General features: G+C 43.5%; 14 protein-coding genes. 8 read left to right on the top strand and 6 right to left on the bottom strand.

The window, feature by feature from the left end:
• Positions 1–374: 374 nt before the first annotated feature.
• Complete coding sequence (locus AC3Y23_RS22860; protein ID WP_379203384.1) at positions 375–1,571, top strand: DUF5780 domain-containing protein; 1,197 nt, start codon at positions 375–377, stop codon at positions 1,569–1,571.
• Between the two features lie 360 nt (positions 1,572–1,931).
• Here the strand turns inward: AC3Y23_RS22860 and AC3Y23_RS22855 are convergent, their stop codons facing one another.
• A complete protein-coding gene (locus AC3Y23_RS22855) occupies positions 1,932–3,308 on the bottom strand; it encodes a hypothetical protein (RefSeq protein ID WP_379203382.1) in 1,377 nt (458 codons plus the stop codon).
• 230 nt (positions 3,309–3,538) lie between these two features.
• Here AC3Y23_RS22855 and AC3Y23_RS22850 point away from each other — a divergent pair, with 230 nt between their 5' ends.
• The 6 genes from AC3Y23_RS22850 (at position 3,539) to AC3Y23_RS22825 (ending at position 12,665) form a co-directional block, all read left to right on the top strand.
• The gene (locus tag AC3Y23_RS22850) at positions 3,539–4,528 is read left to right on the top strand and encodes a DUF4003 family protein (protein WP_379203380.1); all 990 of its coding nucleotides are present in this window, start codon (positions 3,539–3,541) and stop codon (positions 4,526–4,528) included.
• 124 nt (positions 4,529–4,652) lie between these two features.
• Positions 4,653–6,428: an ABC transporter ATP-binding protein gene (locus tag AC3Y23_RS22845; RefSeq protein WP_379203378.1), complete on the top strand. Its 1,776-nt coding sequence runs from the start codon at positions 4,653–4,655 to the stop codon at positions 6,426–6,428.
• Complete coding sequence (locus AC3Y23_RS22840) at positions 6,415–8,190, top strand: ABC transporter ATP-binding protein (RefSeq protein ID WP_379203375.1); 1,776 nt, start codon at positions 6,415–6,417, stop codon at positions 8,188–8,190. Before AC3Y23_RS22845 ends, AC3Y23_RS22840 begins: the two co-directional genes overlap by 14 nt.
• A 412-nt stretch (positions 8,191–8,602) precedes the next feature.
• Positions 8,603–10,330: a methyl-accepting chemotaxis protein gene (locus AC3Y23_RS22835; RefSeq protein WP_379203373.1), complete on the top strand. Its 1,728-nt coding sequence runs from the start codon at positions 8,603–8,605 to the stop codon at positions 10,328–10,330.
• A gap of 26 nt (positions 10,331–10,356) precedes the next feature.
• On the top strand, positions 10,357–11,109 hold the full coding sequence (locus AC3Y23_RS22830) for an SDR family NAD(P)-dependent oxidoreductase (RefSeq protein WP_379203370.1): 753 nt from the start codon (positions 10,357–10,359) through the stop codon (positions 11,107–11,109).
• 44 nt (positions 11,110–11,153) lie between these two features.
• Positions 11,154–12,665 (top strand): sodium:solute symporter family protein, encoded by a 1,512-nt coding sequence (locus AC3Y23_RS22825; RefSeq protein WP_379203368.1) that lies wholly within the window; start codon positions 11,154–11,156, stop codon positions 12,663–12,665.
• Between the two features lie 164 nt (positions 12,666–12,829).
• On the opposite strand, the gene AC3Y23_RS22820 is transcribed toward AC3Y23_RS22825, so the two are convergent.
• Entirely contained in the window at positions 12,830–13,996 is a 1,167-nt protein-coding gene (locus AC3Y23_RS22820; RefSeq protein ID WP_379203366.1) for a DUF4317 domain-containing protein, read from the bottom strand.
• 388 nt (positions 13,997–14,384) lie between these two features.
• Between AC3Y23_RS22820 and AC3Y23_RS22815 the strand changes: the two genes are divergently transcribed.
• Entirely contained in the window at positions 14,385–14,993 is a 609-nt protein-coding gene (locus AC3Y23_RS22815) for a nitroreductase family protein (RefSeq protein ID WP_379203364.1), read from the top strand.
• 147 nt (positions 14,994–15,140) lie between these two features.
• On the opposite strand, the gene AC3Y23_RS22810 is transcribed toward AC3Y23_RS22815, so the two are convergent.
• The 4 genes from AC3Y23_RS22810 to AC3Y23_RS22795 form a co-directional block, all read right to left on the bottom strand.
• On the bottom strand, positions 15,141–15,539 hold the full coding sequence (locus AC3Y23_RS22810; protein ID WP_379203362.1) for a hypothetical protein: 399 nt from the start codon (positions 15,537–15,539) through the stop codon (positions 15,141–15,143).
• Positions 15,540–15,775: 236 nt separating this feature from the next.
• Positions 15,776–15,886, bottom strand: coding sequence for a helix-turn-helix domain-containing protein (locus AC3Y23_RS22805; RefSeq protein ID WP_379203541.1), 111 nt, complete (start codon positions 15,884–15,886; stop codon positions 15,776–15,778).
• Between the two features lie 11 nt (positions 15,887–15,897).
• Positions 15,898–16,758, bottom strand: coding sequence for an AraC family transcriptional regulator ligand-binding domain-containing protein (locus tag AC3Y23_RS22800; RefSeq protein ID WP_379203360.1), 861 nt, complete (start codon positions 16,756–16,758; stop codon positions 15,898–15,900).
• A 40-nt stretch (positions 16,759–16,798) separates the two neighbouring features.
• The gene (locus AC3Y23_RS22795; RefSeq protein ID WP_379203358.1) at positions 16,799–17,581 is read right to left on the bottom strand and encodes an SDR family NAD(P)-dependent oxidoreductase; all 783 of its coding nucleotides are present in this window, start codon (positions 17,579–17,581) and stop codon (positions 16,799–16,801) included.
• Positions 17,582–17,606: the final 25 nt, after the last annotated feature.

Below are 17,606 nucleotides of genomic sequence, written 5' to 3'. Positions count from 1 at the left end.
ACTGAATGTATAGCTGAATGTACATATAAGAAATAAGATCCATATCTTTGCAGAACGGACCTACATGATATAAGTGTGACTTATTTCTCATCAAAGTATAACTTGCGATGCTTTGTAATTCAATGGATGTTTCTGAGTAGTAGGGATAGGTATTCAATATCTGTTTTCAATAAATCTTTTAACTAGGTTTCTACCAAAAGCGTGACAATATGTGTCTTATTTTTTAATAGAATTCTTTAAAAATAAATTGGAGGAATTTGCTTATTTAAGTATAATGGTATCATATGCCTACAACTTAAGACCTAATCCGACATCATTCACTAAAATATTGAATAGGTAATTAAGCAGGTAAGTACAATAAAAGGGGAATGAACATGCTTTGTAGAACGTGTAACACTGAATTGCCCCAGGATAGCCTATTCTGCGAAAATTGTGGAACTCAGACTACGAGTAGGGTTTCTGAAAGGAAAAAAAACAAAAAAAATTGGATTCTAATCAGTAGTATTATCGGAGTCATAATCGTAATTACCTCGATATTTTTAATCCTAAATAACCGACCCGTACATGCATTCAAAAATGCTATTAAAGATAATAAATTTGGAAATGCCATAGAAATTTATGAGAACAAAATCAAAGGCGATTTAGAAAAGGAATCAGAAATCAAAACATATCTTCAAACCAGCTTAGAACAAATTAAAAAAGAATACACTGACGAAACGATCGATCATAGCACTGCTTCAAACCAACTAGAAATAATTAAGAAAACTAGCCTTTTGGATTCGGAAGTGAGAATAGCTCAATCGGATATAGATAAATTGAATGATTCAAGAACTGCCTTTAAGACCGGAGCAGAACTCCTGAGTAATAATGATGTGAAAAATGCTCTAACTGAATTAAAGAAGGTCAACGAGGTTGACCAAGCTAACTATTCGAATGCCCAAACCCTAATTAAAAATGCTTTTGCTGTCTATAAAACATCTATTCTGGATGATGCTCAGAAACTTTCAACAGATCACAAATATGATGAAGCTATCAAAGTTATTGATGAAGGATTATCCATCATGTCTACTGATTCTGATTTGTTGGCTAAAAAAGCAGTTTATGAAAAACAAAATGAAGAAAAACTAGCTCTCCAACGCAAAGAGAAAATGGAACAAGCCAAAAAAAATCAAGAGGTAACTGTAGAGAAAGCCGCTATAATCGTTCAAGATGATACTTACAAATCCCTATATCCTGATATGATTCAAGTTATAACACGTAATAACACCGATAAAGTTGTTAAAAACATGGACGTATCTATGTTGGGTTTTGATAATAACGGGCTTCCTATAAAGATTAAACGAGAATATGGAGATACTTCCTTAGAATTTGTAGGAATCGCTCAAGATGTAAATATTGTACCAAAAGCCACATTCGGTTCAGAAAAAGGCTGGGGCCTCGATAGCTCACATGGTATAAAAACTGTGCTTGCCTGTGTAAAAACTGTAGAATACTATGACGGTACAACATGGGAGAACGAGTATTATCCGTATTGGCTTGAGGAGCATCAGGAAAAGCCCTTAAAACAATAACTATGGATTGCATAGAAGTCTCTCCAAGCTAGCAAACACTTGCCCTAGAAATCACGTCCCACTCATACTATATAAATTGATCCTAAGACCTTTATACGGAGTAAGAACGTCATTACGGGAAATGTTTGGCCTTTCGGCCGCTGTTGTCTCCAGATTTCTTTTATTTGTACCCTGTTCGCGGTTGAAATCCGGAGACAAAGGCGGTCGCTACCGCTCCTACAGCCCCAAACTTCCCCTTCAATCCTTTCTCCTCTTTTATTTTCCAGTTCAATCTATATAAAAAAAATGCGTTGGCGAGGCTGCCAACGCATTTTTTTTTACACGCATAATGAACGCTCCCAGAAAACACAAAGCGACCTATCAATATATAGGATAACCCGCCACAAATAATGCGAGATATAACAAACCGCCCATAACAGATACTGCGGTAAGTGCAGCATCCTTAGACTTCTCTTCTGTGAGCGCCACCGCTGCAAAAGCCAGAGGAAACACAACGATAAAGTAACGTGGGGCGGACAACAGCCAGGTAGGAGCAACTACAAACGCGAAATACACGATGAAATATGCTGTATATGCAGGATTCAGCTTCTTCGCAGCCATACAGATAACGATCAGAGCGGAGAATATCGTCAGCAAATTGGGTAACCATAATCCAAGAAAATTACGGCTATCTCCCTCAAGAAAAGTACCAACAGCATACTCCATCTGATATCTTACAGTATCGAAAAAGAAATAGAGCTTTTGGAACCAATGCTCTTTTTGATAGATACTATACTGAAACGCGTTGCCTGTAACATCATAATTAATATAAAGGTAGGCCAGCAGCCCCAGCGATATAGTGAAAAGGCCAACAAAGGCATAAACCAATTTGCTTATAAATGTCCTTCTATGTACTCCTTTATAGGTGTCCCGCAGCTCCCGTATAAATTCAATAGCGACCGGTACAGCCAGAAGTATTCCTGGGGAACGCGTATAAGCTGCCAGTGCACCGAACAAGCATCCTATGAGCCAATTCTTTTTACGCACAAAATAGATACACATCAGAGAAAGTGCCAAAAATAGTGATTCCGTCATAGGGAGGAGGAAAAAGAACGCCGCAGGAAATATAAAAATATACTTCACCACTCGCATAGCATTTCTCCGCGACATATCCAGTCTAGCAAGCTCATAAGCGAACAGAGCCGCAACGATCGAACTAAGGATAGAAACAACAAACCCTGCCGCAACATAACTACCCGTAAATATCTCAACTACTTTAATTAAATTCGGTAAAAAGGGGAAGAACACAAGGTGATATTTAGCATCTCCCTCTGTCACATACCAGTTCTCCGCAATACCAAGATAAGAAGAAGCATCGATCCCCGATATGTGCCATGTCTCCATCATTTTACTGAAGAGACCACCAGAATAACCATTCTGTATGATCAGAAAAGCATAACCAATGATCAGAAGGAGAACACGACTTAGCACCATCCAGCTAATAATGTTCAGCCATGCCCGCCTACTCCCGCGGTCCGTTCTATTACTCTGCATCTCTTCTGGTTGCTTACTGGTCAGAATATACTCTGTCAAAACAGGTATCGTGCGTAGGCCTAATAACACGAATAGTGCGAAACAGGTCGCTGTGGCTATAGTGCCCAGCACTGTCCAAGTCTGGTTTGAATAGGCCCAGAAAATACCCGTACCCGTCATAATCAGTACGAAAATGATGGATATGATTTTGTCATACTTCTTCATTTAAACCTCCATTTGTCTGCTCTGACCCCGCACAATAGATAAAAAAGGAAATTAATACATATAGAATTATAATAGTCGCTTGCATTTTTTTTGTAAATCATTTCTATCGATTTCATAGCGTAAGACAAAAGATAAAAATGTAAAATGATCTGTTAAAATGAATATACATTAACTAATCTTGGGAGTATGTATGAAATAATAAAACACAGCACAGGTGAGGAGTGTATCTAATGAAGGAACAGTACACAGCAAAGCTTGAATTGTTCGCAGAAAACGCGCTGAAGATGAAAAAGGCATTTGCCTGGCAAAATGTAATGGTTAACCGTTTGGCGGCCTTACTATACACGGCAGAGAACAAAATTGCAGATGAGGAAGCGATTCGCGCGAGCTATGAGCTTATAAAGGAGAACACTGGTCGGTTCTCTTCATTTAGGGGTAACTCGGTCATCAGCATTGCTGCCCTGCTCTCTCTTTCTGCTGCACAAGAACAACAGCTCGCAAACACCCTGACCGTGTATGATTTAATGAAGGAAGTTAAATTCAGAGCCTCTGATTATCTCGTTATATCAGCCTATCAGATCGCCGCTCATACGACATCAGATCAATATTCCCGTACGGTAGAACGGGCAAAGCTGTTTTACGACAGTATGAAAGCCAAGCACCGTTTTCTTACTGGACAGGACGATTATATTTTTGCTGCCATGCTCGGCCTTTCCGATATCGACATTGAAAAAGGTATCGATCGCATGGAGCAACTCTATACTGCGCTTAAGCCTGAGTTTAGATCGGGGAACAGTGTGCAAGCCCTGACACAGGTACTGATTCTTGGGGGAGAAGCCCCAGAGGCGGCAGCCCGCGTGCTTGCTTTACGCGATGAATTCCGGTCACAGGGTATCCGTCTGGACAAGGAATATACCCTTTCCTCGCTTGGCGTGCTGTCTTTGCTCCCCTGTAACAAAGAGGACATTGTTACCGACGTCTCAGAGACCTACGAATTTTTACGTACCCAAAAGGGCCTCGGCAGCTGGTCCATCGGCAAGCAGGAATTGCTGCTGCTGTCAGCTGCGCTGGTAGCCTTCAAATATGTAGATGATGTTAGACACGGTATTGTAACTACAACGCTCTCCACCAGCATCACTAATATTGTGATCGCACAACAGGCTGCTATTGCCGGGGCTACGGCTGCATCGGCTGTCGCTATATCCTCCTCTTCAGATTAAATTAATTGTCACAAGAAAAATATTTCCGTAATCGATACTTGGGCGTTTGATAATGTTATAATCACTTTGATTTATCCACTCTTTTCAGGCAAGGGTGAGAGAACAATCAGAAACAGGTGATCAGATGTTTGAACTTAAATGGCTATGGCAGAACTTAAAGGGTAACCGGACGCGTTACATTCTGGCGCTCTGCCTCTCGGTGGTGGGCTCAAGTCTCACAATCGTGAACCCGTACATCAGCCAGCGCATTGTCGATACGTTTATAGCCGGTGACAATGCCCTGCAGAACCTTGCTACAGAACGGCAACTTTTGATTATGCTCTGCCTGGGCATGATTGGATTTTCTCTACTGCGCACAGGGCTGGCTTATTTTACGACCATGCAGTATGAAAAGTCCTCGCAAAACATGATGTACAACATCCGTATTTATTTGTACAACAAGATTCAGGGACAAGACAGGGAATATTACGACCATAACCGCACAGGCGATCTTATGACCAAGATGACAGGTGATCTGGACATGGTTCGTCACTCTATGGCATGGATTTTCAAGACGATCATCGAATCGTTAACGATCTTCATCGCTGCCGTTATCTATTTTTTCACAATAGATGTAAAGCTGACGCTGTGGATGCTTATCCTGTCACCGCCAATTTTTATCGTGGCTTACATATTCGCAAAACGCGTACGTCCCATGTATGTCGATCTGCGCGAGCGACTGTCCCAGCTTAACACGACTACTCAGGAGAATATTTCAGGCAACCGTGTAGTCAAAGCTTTTGCCCGCGAGGAGTTCGAGATCCAAAAATTCACGGAGAAGAATGTCAACTTTTCCACGGCGAACAAAAAAGCCGCCCTCGTCTGGCTTGATTATTTTCCTTATCTGGAATCCTTCGCTCAGGGCTTCAACGTAGTCCTAATGTTAGCCGGTGGGTACTTTCTTATGGAAGGCCGAATCACCTTTGGCGAATTCACAGCCTTCTCTTCGCTCATATGGGCCGTATCCAACCCTATGCGCAACATCGGCATTATTATCAACGACATTCAGCGCTTTTTTGCGAGCTTGTCCAAAATCGTCGATGTCTATTATGCTAAGCCCAATATTGTAAACGAGCACAAGTCTACAGACAAACGCCGTTACGAAGGCCGCATTGTATTCGATCATGTTCGCTTCAAATATGACAGCGCTATCGTGCTGGATGATGTTAGCTTTACCGTTGAACCCGGGGAAACCATTGCGATCATGGGCTCGACAGGATCAGGCAAAACAACAATCGTTAACCTGATCCCTCGCTTCTACGATGTATTCGAAGGACGTGTACTGGTAGACGGCACCGATGTTCGAGAGCTGGAGCTTGATGAACTACGCGATAATATCGGTATGGCGACTCAAGATGTACTCTTGTTCTCCGATACCATCGACGGAAATATCGCTTATGGCGATCCTGATCTTCCGGAAGAGGATGCAATAGGCTATGCCAGACTCGCAGCCGCACACGATTTCATTACCAAAATGCCTGAAGGTTATGATACCGTTGTCGGGGAACGCGGAGTTGGATTGTCCGGAGGGCAAAAGCAGCGTATTGCATTGGCACGGGCATTAGCGGTCCGCCGCCCAATTCTGATTCTGGATGATACGACCTCTGCTGTCGATCTGGAGACAGAGGAGCACATTCAGAAAAGTCTACGAGAGCTTGATTATCCTTGTACGAAGATTATTATCGCGCAGCGGGTGTCCACTACTTCGCAGGCCGACCGTATCCTCATTGTGGATGGTGGGAAGCTGATTGAAGAAGGTACCCACGCCGAACTGCTAGCCAAACGAGGCTATTATTACGATGTGTTCAAACTGCAGAACGAGGGGATTGGAAGGCAGGTGATCGAAAGTGGCAAGGAATAAATTCGACGTCGATGAGAATCTGGAATCGCCGTTCAACATAAAACACTTCCGGCGTGCGATGGTATATATCAAACGGAAGAAAACACCTATGATTGTAGCGTTTGTACTCAGCGCCCTTTCAGCAGCCATCTCACTCTCGGCCCCGCTGATCATGCAGCATGTCGTCGACGTGATTATTCCGGCAAAAGCCAAGCTTGCGCTGCTGGGCTGGTCCGCCCTGATGCTGGTGACCATCGTAGTCAGCGTTTATCTGGCTACCGTCCGCTCACGCATCATGACCAGTGTCGGGCAGGATATTATTTTTGACATCCGTACCGATTTGTTCAAGCATCTGCAGGATTTGCCCTTCAAATACTACGATGACCGGCCGCAGGGCAAGATTCTCATACGGGTCGTGAATTACGTCAATTCGGTTTCAGATGTGCTGTCCAACGGTATTATCAACTTTATTCTGGAAATAGTGAACCTGATCTTTATCGCTGCCTTCATGTTCGCCGTCGATGTACGGCTATCGTTCGTCATTCTGGCAGGATTACCTGTATTCTTTGGCATCATGATGCTGATTAAAACCCGGCAGCGCCGGGCGTGGCAGGCAGTGTCCAATAAAAGCTCCAATCTGAACGCCTATTTGCAGGAAAGCATCAGCGGCATCGGTGTGACACAAATGTTTTCCCGCGAACAACGCAATGAGGGGATCTTCACTCGGCTCGCTGGCAATTTTCGCACGGAGTGGATGAAGGCTCTGCGTTATAACATACTGATTCCATTCGCGGTCGATAACTTGTCTACCATTGTTACAGCATTGATTTTCCTTGTGGGTCTGTTGACGCTTAGCCCCCAAGACATGACACTTGGCGTTATTCTGGCGATGAGCAGCTACGCTGCCCGCTTCTGGCAGCCCATTCTGAATCTCTCGAACTTGTACAATAACTTTATCAACGCCGTTGCCTATCTTGAGCGTATCTTCGAAACGCTGGATGAGCCGGTTACTGTCAGTGATATTCCGAATGCGAAAAAACTGCCAGCTGTACAGGGCCATATCACTTTCGACGATGTAACCTTCGCCTATGACCCAGGGCTTAATATTCTGGAGAATATCTCCTTCAACGCCAAAGCAGGTGAAAGCATCGCGCTGGTAGGACCAACAGGCGCAGGCAAAACAACAGTCGTCAATCTGATCTCACGCTTTTATAACGTTTCAAGTGGTAAGATTCTGATTGATGGCCAGGATATCTCGCAGGTCACACTGAAATCCCTTCGTAGCCAAATGGGGATCATGCTGCAGGACAGCTTCATATTCTCCGGTACTATTCTGGACAATATCCGTTACGGTAAACTGGATGCCACCGAAGAAGAAGTGATCGCCGCGGCAAAGGCCGTTTGCGCCGATGAATTCATCCGTGAATTTGAGCAGGGCTACCTCACTGAGGTCAACGAGCGCGGCTCCAAGCTGTCTCAGGGACAGCGGCAGCTCATTTCGTTCGCAAGAACCCTCTTGGCAGATCCGCGCATTCTCATTCTGGATGAAGCTACTTCTTCCATCGATGCAAAGACTGAGCGCTTGCTCCAAAAGGGGCTAAATGAGCTGCTTAAGGGTCGTACCTCTTTCATTATCGCGCATCGTCTGTCCACCGTGAAAAACTGTGACCGCATTATGTATGTGTCGGGCAAAGGCATTGCAGAAAGCGGCTCACATGATGAGCTGATCGCAAAGAGAGGGCTCTATCACCGTCTCTATACGGCGCAGAAGATGGAAGCTTAAGTCTAGACAACAAACCGCCCGCGTTTATGGCAGATTGACATTGCCATGGACGCGGGCGGTTTTGTTTTGGCGTGATATTTACTTGCTTAAAAGCCGTTATTTTGTTCTGTATTAGTCCTTTTGCCTACCATGCACCGCCCTATCGTATGCTTCAAACCTCCTTGAAAGTACCTATAGTAAAATAACCCCATCCATTGAGACTCTGATCCTAGTTATTCATATATTTATCGCAATTAATAGCGCATGTCTGTTGGATATTTGGCACTATAAGTTCTGTCCTTGGAGAAGGATTTAGAAGTTTTCTGTGTTCAGATAGGTAATTTATCTTACTTTTATGGCAGTTGATGTCGATAACTAATAATAGGAGTAGTGTCATACAAAAAAGAAATATATTTGAAAAGGAGAAGGAATTGTGGAGAGAGCGAGAAATTTATCTTTAAAGTATAAGGTATCCATGATTGTAATTATCATGGTTGTCTTAATTTTTGCCGGAGTCACCTATTTCAGCTTAAACATTCTGAAATCCAACCTTTCGAATGACTTAAAGAGTGAGCTTCTTAGTGTAGGTACCTTGACCAGCATGCAGATTAATCCTGAACAGGTTAATCAGCTACTTAGCAACAACGGAGAAGGAAATCCTGACTTCACAAGTCTTCAGAAACAGCTTGATCAAATCCAGAAAGATCAAGGTGTAATGAGTTGGAGTTATATTTGGAGTTTGAAGGATGATCAAGTAACCACTCAAGCATACACTTCCAATTTGAACGAAATCTATAAACCTGGGGCTTTATTCGCGGATCTTGCTCCTATCCACCTAGAAGCTGCTAAGAAGGTTTACTCCACCGGAATATCTGAGGTCACTGATGTCTTCAAAGATCCGTTTGGTACATGGAGAACCGTAATCTCCCCTATTAAGCAGGATGGTAAAGTAATCGCTGTAATCGGTATAGACTATTCAGCTGACTACATAAATCAGTTATCCAGCCAGGCTAGGAATAAACAGTTATTACTTACAATTATCGGTATTATCATCATAGCTCTTGTAATCTATGCCGTTATCACTAGAACACTTAAACCACTGAAGTCTATTGTTGATGTATCTAACCGTATCGCCGCAGGAGATCTTAGCAGCAGTCCACTTAGCTACAATTCTGCCGATGAAATTGGCCAGCTTAATACAGCGATTGTCAAAATGCAAGATAGCCTCCGCACTCTGATCCTGAACATCCAAGAGTCTTCAGAACATGTAGCTACCTCCTCTGAGCAGCTCACCGCTAGTTCCCAAGAAACGGAATCCTACTCTGTACAAGTGAACAGTGACATGACCGAAGTCGCCGAGAAGACCCTGATGAATTCAAAGATTACGGAAGAAACTGTAATTGTACTGGAAGAAACCGCGATAGGCATCCAACGTATTGCTGAATCCACATCTTCCGCTTCAGAGGAATCTGAACAAATGGCCTCGAGTGCTCAGAACGGATATGACTCCTTAGATAGACTACAGAATCAGATGAATAATATTACAGAATCCGTCACCCGCATTGCCGATGTGATTCAAGTACTCAATTCCCAAATTAGCGAGATTAATACAATGACCAATCTGATTACCGATGTGGCAGAACAGACGAACCTGTTGTCGCTCAATGCTTCTATTGAAGCTGCGCGTGCGGGTGAACATGGTAAGGGATTTGCTGTCGTTGCAACCGAAATCAGAAAGCTTGCCGAAAGAACAGGCCGCTCTGCAAGTACAATTGCTGAGCATCTGGGAAGTATTACACAGAGTACCGCTCAGTCACAGGTCATAGCCCAGGAGGGTCAGCAGGAAGTTCATAAAGGTCTTGAACTGATGAAAGAAGCGGCTCAGTCCTTCAATCAGATTCTCGAATCTACCAAGAATGTATCTATGCAAATGCAAGAAATCTCCGCTTCATCACAGCAAATTTCCGCCTCCTCTGAAGAGGTTACCGCTTCGATGACGGAGCTTAGAAACGTCTCCGGCGAGATTGCCAAGAAATCTGACCAAGTCTCCAGCTCCTCCGAGCTTCAGCTGCAATTCATTCAGGAGGTAGCCCAAGCTACCGAATCTTTAAGCCTTACTTCGCAATCTCTTCAAGAATTAATTCAACGATTCAAAGTTTAATTTTTAATAGACAGGAGCGATCATAGATGAGCTATACAGGGCTAAAAGGCAAGCAAGCGTTGATTACAGGCGCAAGCAAAGGAATAGGCAAAGCGGTGGCACTTGAATTCGCCAAGGCGGGAACGAACGTTATGATCAATTATATTGGCGATGCTCAGGAAGCACTTGAAGTAAAAAAAGAAGCGGAATCCTATGGCGTTAAGGCCGAAATTCACCACGCCGATGTCAGTGATTCCACCCAAGTGCGTGAGATGTTCGCTGCATTCGACCGCCTATTCGGCACACTCCATATACTCGTCAACAATGCGGGGATTGCCCAGGCCGTAACAGTCCGTGAAATGACAGATGAGCAATGGGACCGCATGATCAAAGTACATTTATATGGAACTTTCTATAATGCACGGGAAGCCGCACGCCGTATGTGGGACAATAAGGCTGGTAAAATCATTAACATCTCCTCGGACTTAGCAAGTCTTGGCTGTGAAGAATTCACGCATTATTCGGCAGCCAAAGGTGGTATTACTTCTTTCACCAAAGCTTTGGCACGGGAACTTGCCCCACACATTAACGTGAACTCGGTAGCTCCAGGAGGAACATTGACCGATATCCTCGCTGACTTCGGCGAAGGCTACGAAGAAGAAGAAGCGGCGAAATATCCACTGAAGCGGCTGGCACAGCCGCAGGAAATCGCTAAGTCTGTTCTGTTCCTGGCTTCCGATGATGCCAATTTCTACACAGGACAAGTGCTGGGTGCCAATGGCGGCAGTGTAATGAATTAATTTATTCTAGTCATCTTAATGGTAACCACTGGGGGAGCAATCACATGACGTCCATAATTGTATTTCTCATTTATTTGATTTTTATATATTACATCGGCTTCAAAGGGTATCAAAAAATCAAAACCGCTGAAGACCTGCTCGTTGCGGGCTGGAGCATGCCGCTCTACGTCGTAGCCGGCAGTCTCCTGGCCGCCATGCTGGCGGCACCGTTCTTCTTCGCGGCTATCGGGTCCGGTTACACCACTGGCGGCTTCGAAGGAACAGCAACGATGGCCGGGCTTGGCACATGCATGGTGCTGGGTGCCTTCATCTGGACCCGGCCGCTGCGCAGATTGAAGGGATGGACCATTGCCGACTATTACGGCCTGCGCTATGCCAGCAAGAAGCTAGGTGCTTACTCTGGATCTGTGATGACCATCGCTTTCGGCTTCTTTAATGCGGGAGCCTTGACGGTCGGAGGAACCTATATCATCCAAGCAATCTTCGATCTTCCTTTTATCCCGGCTGCCCTGTTGTTCGTGCTTCTAACAGCGCTATATTCCATCATTGGCGGACTATGGGCAGTTGCCTATACGGAAGTCATCCAAGGCCTTCTCTCTATCGTGGGAATCCTGGGGATTACCGTTGCAGTCATTTACTCGTACCACGATAACATCTTCCATCCCGATTGGTGGAACGTAAGTACACTATTCAATAAAGGCGGCGCTACTTTCTGGAGCTTGTATCTAGTGCTGGCCTTCGGTGATATTCCTGCAGCTGACTTAGGGCAGCGGGTAGCTGGAGCTAAGAATCCGAAGATTGCCCAGCGGGGGATGATTATCTCTGGTGTCATTGTAATTCTAATAAGCTGGATTCCCGGCATGCTTGGTGAAGCTTATAAATTCATTTACCCAGGCAGCCAAAATCCGGAGAACCTCATGCTGGCCTTCGCCCAAGGTTACTTCCCGCCGCTAGTCTCTGCGATCTTCCTGACTGCGCTGGCTGCCATGGGAATGTCGACACTAGCCGCCTGCTTCGTCGCTTCCTCCGGGGTGTTCACTAAGAACATTTATCTGGATTTCATCAATACAAACCCTGAACCAAAGAAGCTGCTTCGTGTCTCACGGATCGGAATTGCGGTTAGTGCCGTTATCGGCTTCATCCTGGCGATTAACTTCCAGCAGATCATCGATCTGGCTTATCTCGCCTGGGATATCATCTTCGTTACGGTCTTCTGGCCGCTTGTCCTAGGGCCATTCTGGCGTAGAGTCTCCACCATTGCCGTGTGGGCCAGCATCACCGTCGGTCTACTCTACTACATCATTACTTCCTTCACCGGGGTACCGGGATGGACTACCGACTCTACCGGATTCTTTGGTCTGGTGACAGAGCTTTGGATGATGCCGGGCATTTCCGGTGTGATTCTGTCCGGCATTACCATTGTATTATTCAGCTTCATCTTCCCAGCTACGCCTGCTGTCCTCGAAATGTTCAATAAACAGAAGGACGCCTCACTGGATGAAGTGAGTGGTACAGATGACATTAATTCCGGCTTCAGTACTCACGCAAAGGCTTAATAGAGGCCTGTTATCTTAATTTAGTCCAGCTAAAAAGGGCTGTCTGCCGAATCTTCAAGATCCGGTGACAGCCCTTCTTTTATGCTGACTCTAATAAGCTACGCAAGAAGCATTCGCTTAGATTTACTCAAAATCTGCGATCGCTTCAACAGTGTCAACTGACACTAAAGCGTTTCTGTACTAAGCGTAAACCCTTCGATCATGGCATCTTCGTCAACCTCAATCAAAATACAGCGTTTCCCTTGATAATTCACCTGTTTCACATACTTTAAATCCTGTGGACTGATCGAAATCGTAGCTACTTTGGTATCAATCTTTATCGATTTAGTAGTGAATTTCGGCATCACGCTGCTCGCCTTCATCTCATAATGCTTATTGTCAACGATCGTTTCAAACGCCCGCTCAACTTTTTCCTGCGTCACATTCTCCACGCCGCTTACCGTCAGCACGCGTTCCAAATCTTTATAATCGAGCTTCGGAGGTTCTTCCTGGCCTTCGCCATCTTCGATAACCTGATGGATCTCCTCATACACCTGTGCGAGGGTAGCTGCGTCAACTTGTTCGCCCGCCACTTCCTTCACGATATCTTCGAAAATCGCTCTCTCTTCCAGTGCCGTCACGGATCTTTCGGCATTCAAGACCTGCTCGATGAAATGCGGATCTGGAAAGTTCGATTTTCCCGTACAATACAGAATGCGGTTCACATCGGAGTAATTGTCGGTCACGCTCGGGTAAAAGAAGCCCTGCTCCGGTGTACTTAACTTGACGATCGGATCTACAATGACATTGTATTTATATTCCTTCTCCACATAATCAAATAAGAGAGCTTTCCGTTGCTTCTCCGTCGAATTCACGCTGCATAGAATGAACGGATGCGCGAACATTTCGTTCTTCTCACTTTCCTCAGCTTCATCGTTTCTTGCTTTGGTTGGCCGGTAATACTGTCCACGAACGAAAGTGACCACCGTATCCCGTTCATAATGGGTATCTGCCATCATTCTATCCACCAACATCAGCATTAAATCCTGCCACTCTTCCGGATCACCTGTCACTAAAGCTTGGTGCAGCATCACCTGCGTCGGTTCCTCTGCTTCCTCTTGAAACTTCAACTCGAACAGCTTCTGATCCAACTCGCCGGTCAGTAGTTTTTTAAAATTGCCCATATAGAGCTCCTGCTTCTCTCTGTCCACCAGGCCAAACGGCTGGCGCTCCCAATGATAGATCTCGTTGCTTTCCTTCATAATATACACGTTGAGAATGTCGTAAATATTCAGCAAATCGTGATCCAGCTTAAATTGCTTGCGTATATGCGCGACTTCTTTCTTTATCATGATTCGTTAAACAACTCCTAAGAAGTAAATTGGTCTTATCAGTATAAATGATATAAAAAACCTTCGCTATATAAGACGAGCTTATGATATGAACGTAAGGCTCGGTCGTCGCTACGGTGAATGTTTGGACTTCCGGTCGCTATTGTACCCAGATTTCTTCTTTATAAGCCGCTTTTAGCGGTTGAAATCTGGATACAAAGGCGATCGCTAACGCTCCTACTGTTCCAAACCTTCCCCTTCGTTCCTTCTTGCTCTTTGTTATTTTCTTTTATTCGTCTTACATTTCTATCGAACATTAGACCCTAAATAGAAATCTTTTGCCTTACCCACCTTAACATGATACAATACAACAAAATACTATAATATCTATCGGAAAGGTGTGTTTTAAATGAGCTCAACTCGTATTTTAGAAGAGGTTTCCGCAGAGGTTCAACCTTATCGCAACGAAGAGAACAGTGTATCGCCATTGTTTCTGAACCGCTGGTCGCCACGCGCATTCGACGATCGTAAAGTATCAGAAGACGATTTAAATGCGATTTTGGGAGCCGCTCATTGGGCACCTTCCTCATATAATGATCAGCCATGGAGATTTGTGGTGGCTAAGACAGAGGAACAACTGGCAGTATTTCATCAGTTTTTGGGCGAGTTCAACCAGCTTTGGGCGACTACAGCCCCAGTGCTCGTTCTCGTCGCTTCTGATACTAAACGTGAAAACGGCGATCACAATGGAGCTCATGCTTTTGATACAGGGACTGCTTGGGGCTACTTGGCACTTGAAGCAACGCTGAAAGGACTGGCAACTCATGCTATTGGCGGATTCGACCGCCAGCAAGCCAAAGCGGCCTTGAATTTGCCTGAACAGTACGATCTTCATGCCGTCATTGCCCTTGGCTATCAAGGAGATAAGAGTAGTTTGCCTGATCCAATTCAGGAGAGAGAGGTACCGAGTGGACGAAAGCTGCTTAGCGAAGTAGTTTTTGAGGGAACTTATAAGTAAACCTCCAGTTAAGCTAAACGGTTACCACCAATTTATAAAATAATTTCCCACTATAAAAACGGTCTTCATCCTTATATGGATAAAGACCGTTTATTTTTTTCTACCATTTATTTACTTCTCTGCACTAGTTCGTCCCAGTTAGGTATTTTACTCTGCGTCTATAAATGCCTTTACCTCGTCATTAAAATCACTGAAAAATGCTTTAGACATATTTTCATTACCAGTTCTTCTAGAAATTCTATTAATCTGCATTGCAGCTGTAACACTATTCGTTAATGTAACAAACTTCTTAGGTCTTTCATCACTAATTCCAACCGTTGTATCGTCCCAAACTTTATTCACTTCTGGGGTCCAAACTCCACTAGCTTCACGATTGTCTATCATAATCGCCTTCGTGTCTTGGTCCTTAACAGATGCTTTTAACAATTCCGCAATTGCATAGGCTTCCTCAATGGTTACACGAAAGCTTGTATGTTTAACATGAAAAATCCCATTTTCTTTCCAATAAGTTGTTGTTTTAGGTAATTGATTATCAAATGTATACATAGACCTCATCCTTCCTCAAGCGCTTTAAATTCAGCATAGATTGTGAAACTGGCCCAGAATATAGAAAATATCTGTACATTCCGTAAGATGGTTGTGTAACCAATCCAACTCGAGGAATGACAGATTATAATTATTATACTGATTTTATGCTTAATTTACCAGCGGCACGGTTATACGTGATGGAAATGAATGAGCTGACGATCCAAATAGAAATCAAGCCAAAAGGCTGGCCTTATTTATTTTCTTTTATATTCGCTTATTGTCATGCCCGTCCATATATGAAATGCTCTCACAAATGAATTTAGATCTTGATACCCTAAGAGGTAAGCTATTTCATCAGAGATCATATCCGAATTTTTCAAATATGCCTTGCTAGTAGTTCTCTTGTATGGTTTAGCTGTTTCTGAAATGATGTATTTTCTTCCTTTAATTTTCTTTGCAGCGTTCTTTTGCTCCAGCCTAATTTTGATGATACATCCTCTATAGTTCCTTCTCCTGCCGGTAAAAGCTCTATGAGTGCACTTCTAACTCTAGCGGCATAAGTGTCATCTACATCTAATTCATTAAGCCGTCTTCTTAATTCTGGCTCGAAATATTCCCACATGGCATCATTTTGGCTTATAAAAGGACGAAGTGCATCTTGCTTTGATATCGTCAGCATATTTCTTGGTCCTGCTGCAGGTCTTATTCCAAAAAAACTTTCATAATGATCATGATCTATCTGATGCTGTGTCATCACTTCTTTTGGTACAACATGAGTTTTAGTAGCATTTCTCATAAGTTGTACTAAAAACACCATTTCTGCACCAATTAAAAACTCGGGCACTTCATATTCTTCATTTTCAAAACTCATCTCTAAGGTTACGTCATTCATATTTTCGTTAATTACAAAGACTAATGGGCCTATAAGCCTTTTATATGTTGCTATTCTTTTCATACAAGTTAACATATTCTTACTGCAATAAGCTGCAAAAACAGGTGGGGAAAATGTTTCTACACTTTCTAATGTACCCATCTTTATTGGCGTGCACTCATCAATGGACAGCTCTTTGAGGGCTTCCATAAACCTTATATATTCAACAGCTGTTAATGAAGATATTTGACGATTAAATAAGTCTTCAGGCAGGTCGGATTTTTTCAGTGCCTCTGTAATGGATATACCGGCATTTTCTATTAGGTCTGCAAATTTCCTATTCATTACAACTCTATTATTAGACATGTACCCCTCCCTAATTATCCATTCCTGCTTAAATGAAAGACTATTTTTTTTGCTGCATTTGATATATTTGTTTCAACATTACCTTCTTAGGTATGAATGGTGTCATTCCGATCATCGCTCTTTGGGAAGCTGAGACCCCTGAGATGACATTTAATTTCCCCTCTAACATTGAATCATATCCTTCTTTTGCGACAATATATGGACTTACTGTCTTGGCAAACAAAGGTGTATTCACCAAATCAGCCGCTTGGGCAAACTCTGTTTCCATTCCTCCAGGTAATAATGCTGTAACTGTTATGTCCTTATCATGTAATTCTTGCGCTAATGCATTGCTAAAGGACGTAACATAAGCTTTCGATGCATAATAAACAGCTTGCAATGGCCCGGCCATAAGTGATGCTGTTGACGATACATTCATTATTTTCCCACTATTTCTTTTTACAAAGTCAGGCAAAAACAATCTTGTTAAACTAGTCAGCGCTACGATATTAACTTGAATCATCTGTAAATCTAATTCCATTGGACGCTCGTGGAAATAACCACGTCCTCCAAACCCGGCATTATTTATAAGGTAATCTACCTGTATGCCTGCCTTTTTGACCTCGTTATAAATCTCAACAGGTGCCTGAGGCAAATTTAAGTCCTTCGCAATAACCTTCACCTTAATATTATATTTCTTCTCTAATTCTTGTTTGAGTTCATTTAACTTATCTTCTCTTCTGGCAATGATAACAAGATCCCCGCCTTTTGCTGCGTGAATTCGAGCAAATTCTCTTCCTGTTCCACTAGATGCTCCTGTAATTAGCGCTACTTTCCTACTCATGTCTAATCCTCCTATTATTCCACAG

It is taken from the genome of Paenibacillus sp. MAHUQ-45 (assembly GCF_058133325.1).
Note: the sequence above shows the minus strand (reverse complement) of the source record. Positions and strands in the feature narration are given on the sequence as shown.

Bases quoted from the DNA above. Each gene is read 5' to 3' on its own strand.
- AC3Y23_RS22820 (WP_379203366.1), bottom strand. From the start codon at position 13,996: ATGATAAAGAAAGAAGTCGCGCATATACGCAAGCAATTTAAGCTGGAT.
- AC3Y23_RS22795 (WP_379203358.1), bottom strand. From the start codon at position 17,581: ATGAGTAGGAAAGTAGCGCTAATTACAGGAGCATCTAGTGGAACAGGA.
- AC3Y23_RS22805 (WP_379203541.1), bottom strand. From the start codon at position 15,886: ATGATCTCTGATGAAATAGCTTACCTCTTAGGGTATCAAGATCTAAAT.
- AC3Y23_RS22810 (WP_379203362.1), bottom strand. From the start codon at position 15,539: ATGTATACATTTGATAATCAATTACCTAAAACAACAACTTATTGGAAA.
- AC3Y23_RS22855 (WP_379203382.1), bottom strand. From the start codon at position 3,308: ATGAAGAAGTATGACAAAATCATATCCATCATTTTCGTACTGATTATG.
- AC3Y23_RS22800 (WP_379203360.1), bottom strand. From the start codon at position 16,758: ATGTCTAATAATAGAGTTGTAATGAATAGGAAATTTGCAGACCTAATA.
- AC3Y23_RS22815 (WP_379203364.1), top strand. From the start codon at position 14,385: ATGAGCTCAACTCGTATTTTAGAAGAGGTTTCCGCAGAGGTTCAACCT.
- AC3Y23_RS22850 (WP_379203380.1), top strand. From the start codon at position 3,539: ATGAAGGAACAGTACACAGCAAAGCTTGAATTGTTCGCAGAAAACGCG.
- AC3Y23_RS22825 (WP_379203368.1), top strand. From the start codon at position 11,154: ATGACGTCCATAATTGTATTTCTCATTTATTTGATTTTTATATATTAC.
- AC3Y23_RS22860 (WP_379203384.1), top strand. From the start codon at position 375: ATGCTTTGTAGAACGTGTAACACTGAATTGCCCCAGGATAGCCTATTC.
- AC3Y23_RS22845 (WP_379203378.1), top strand. From the start codon at position 4,653: ATGTTTGAACTTAAATGGCTATGGCAGAACTTAAAGGGTAACCGGACG.
- AC3Y23_RS22830 (WP_379203370.1), top strand. From the start codon at position 10,357: ATGAGCTATACAGGGCTAAAAGGCAAGCAAGCGTTGATTACAGGCGCA.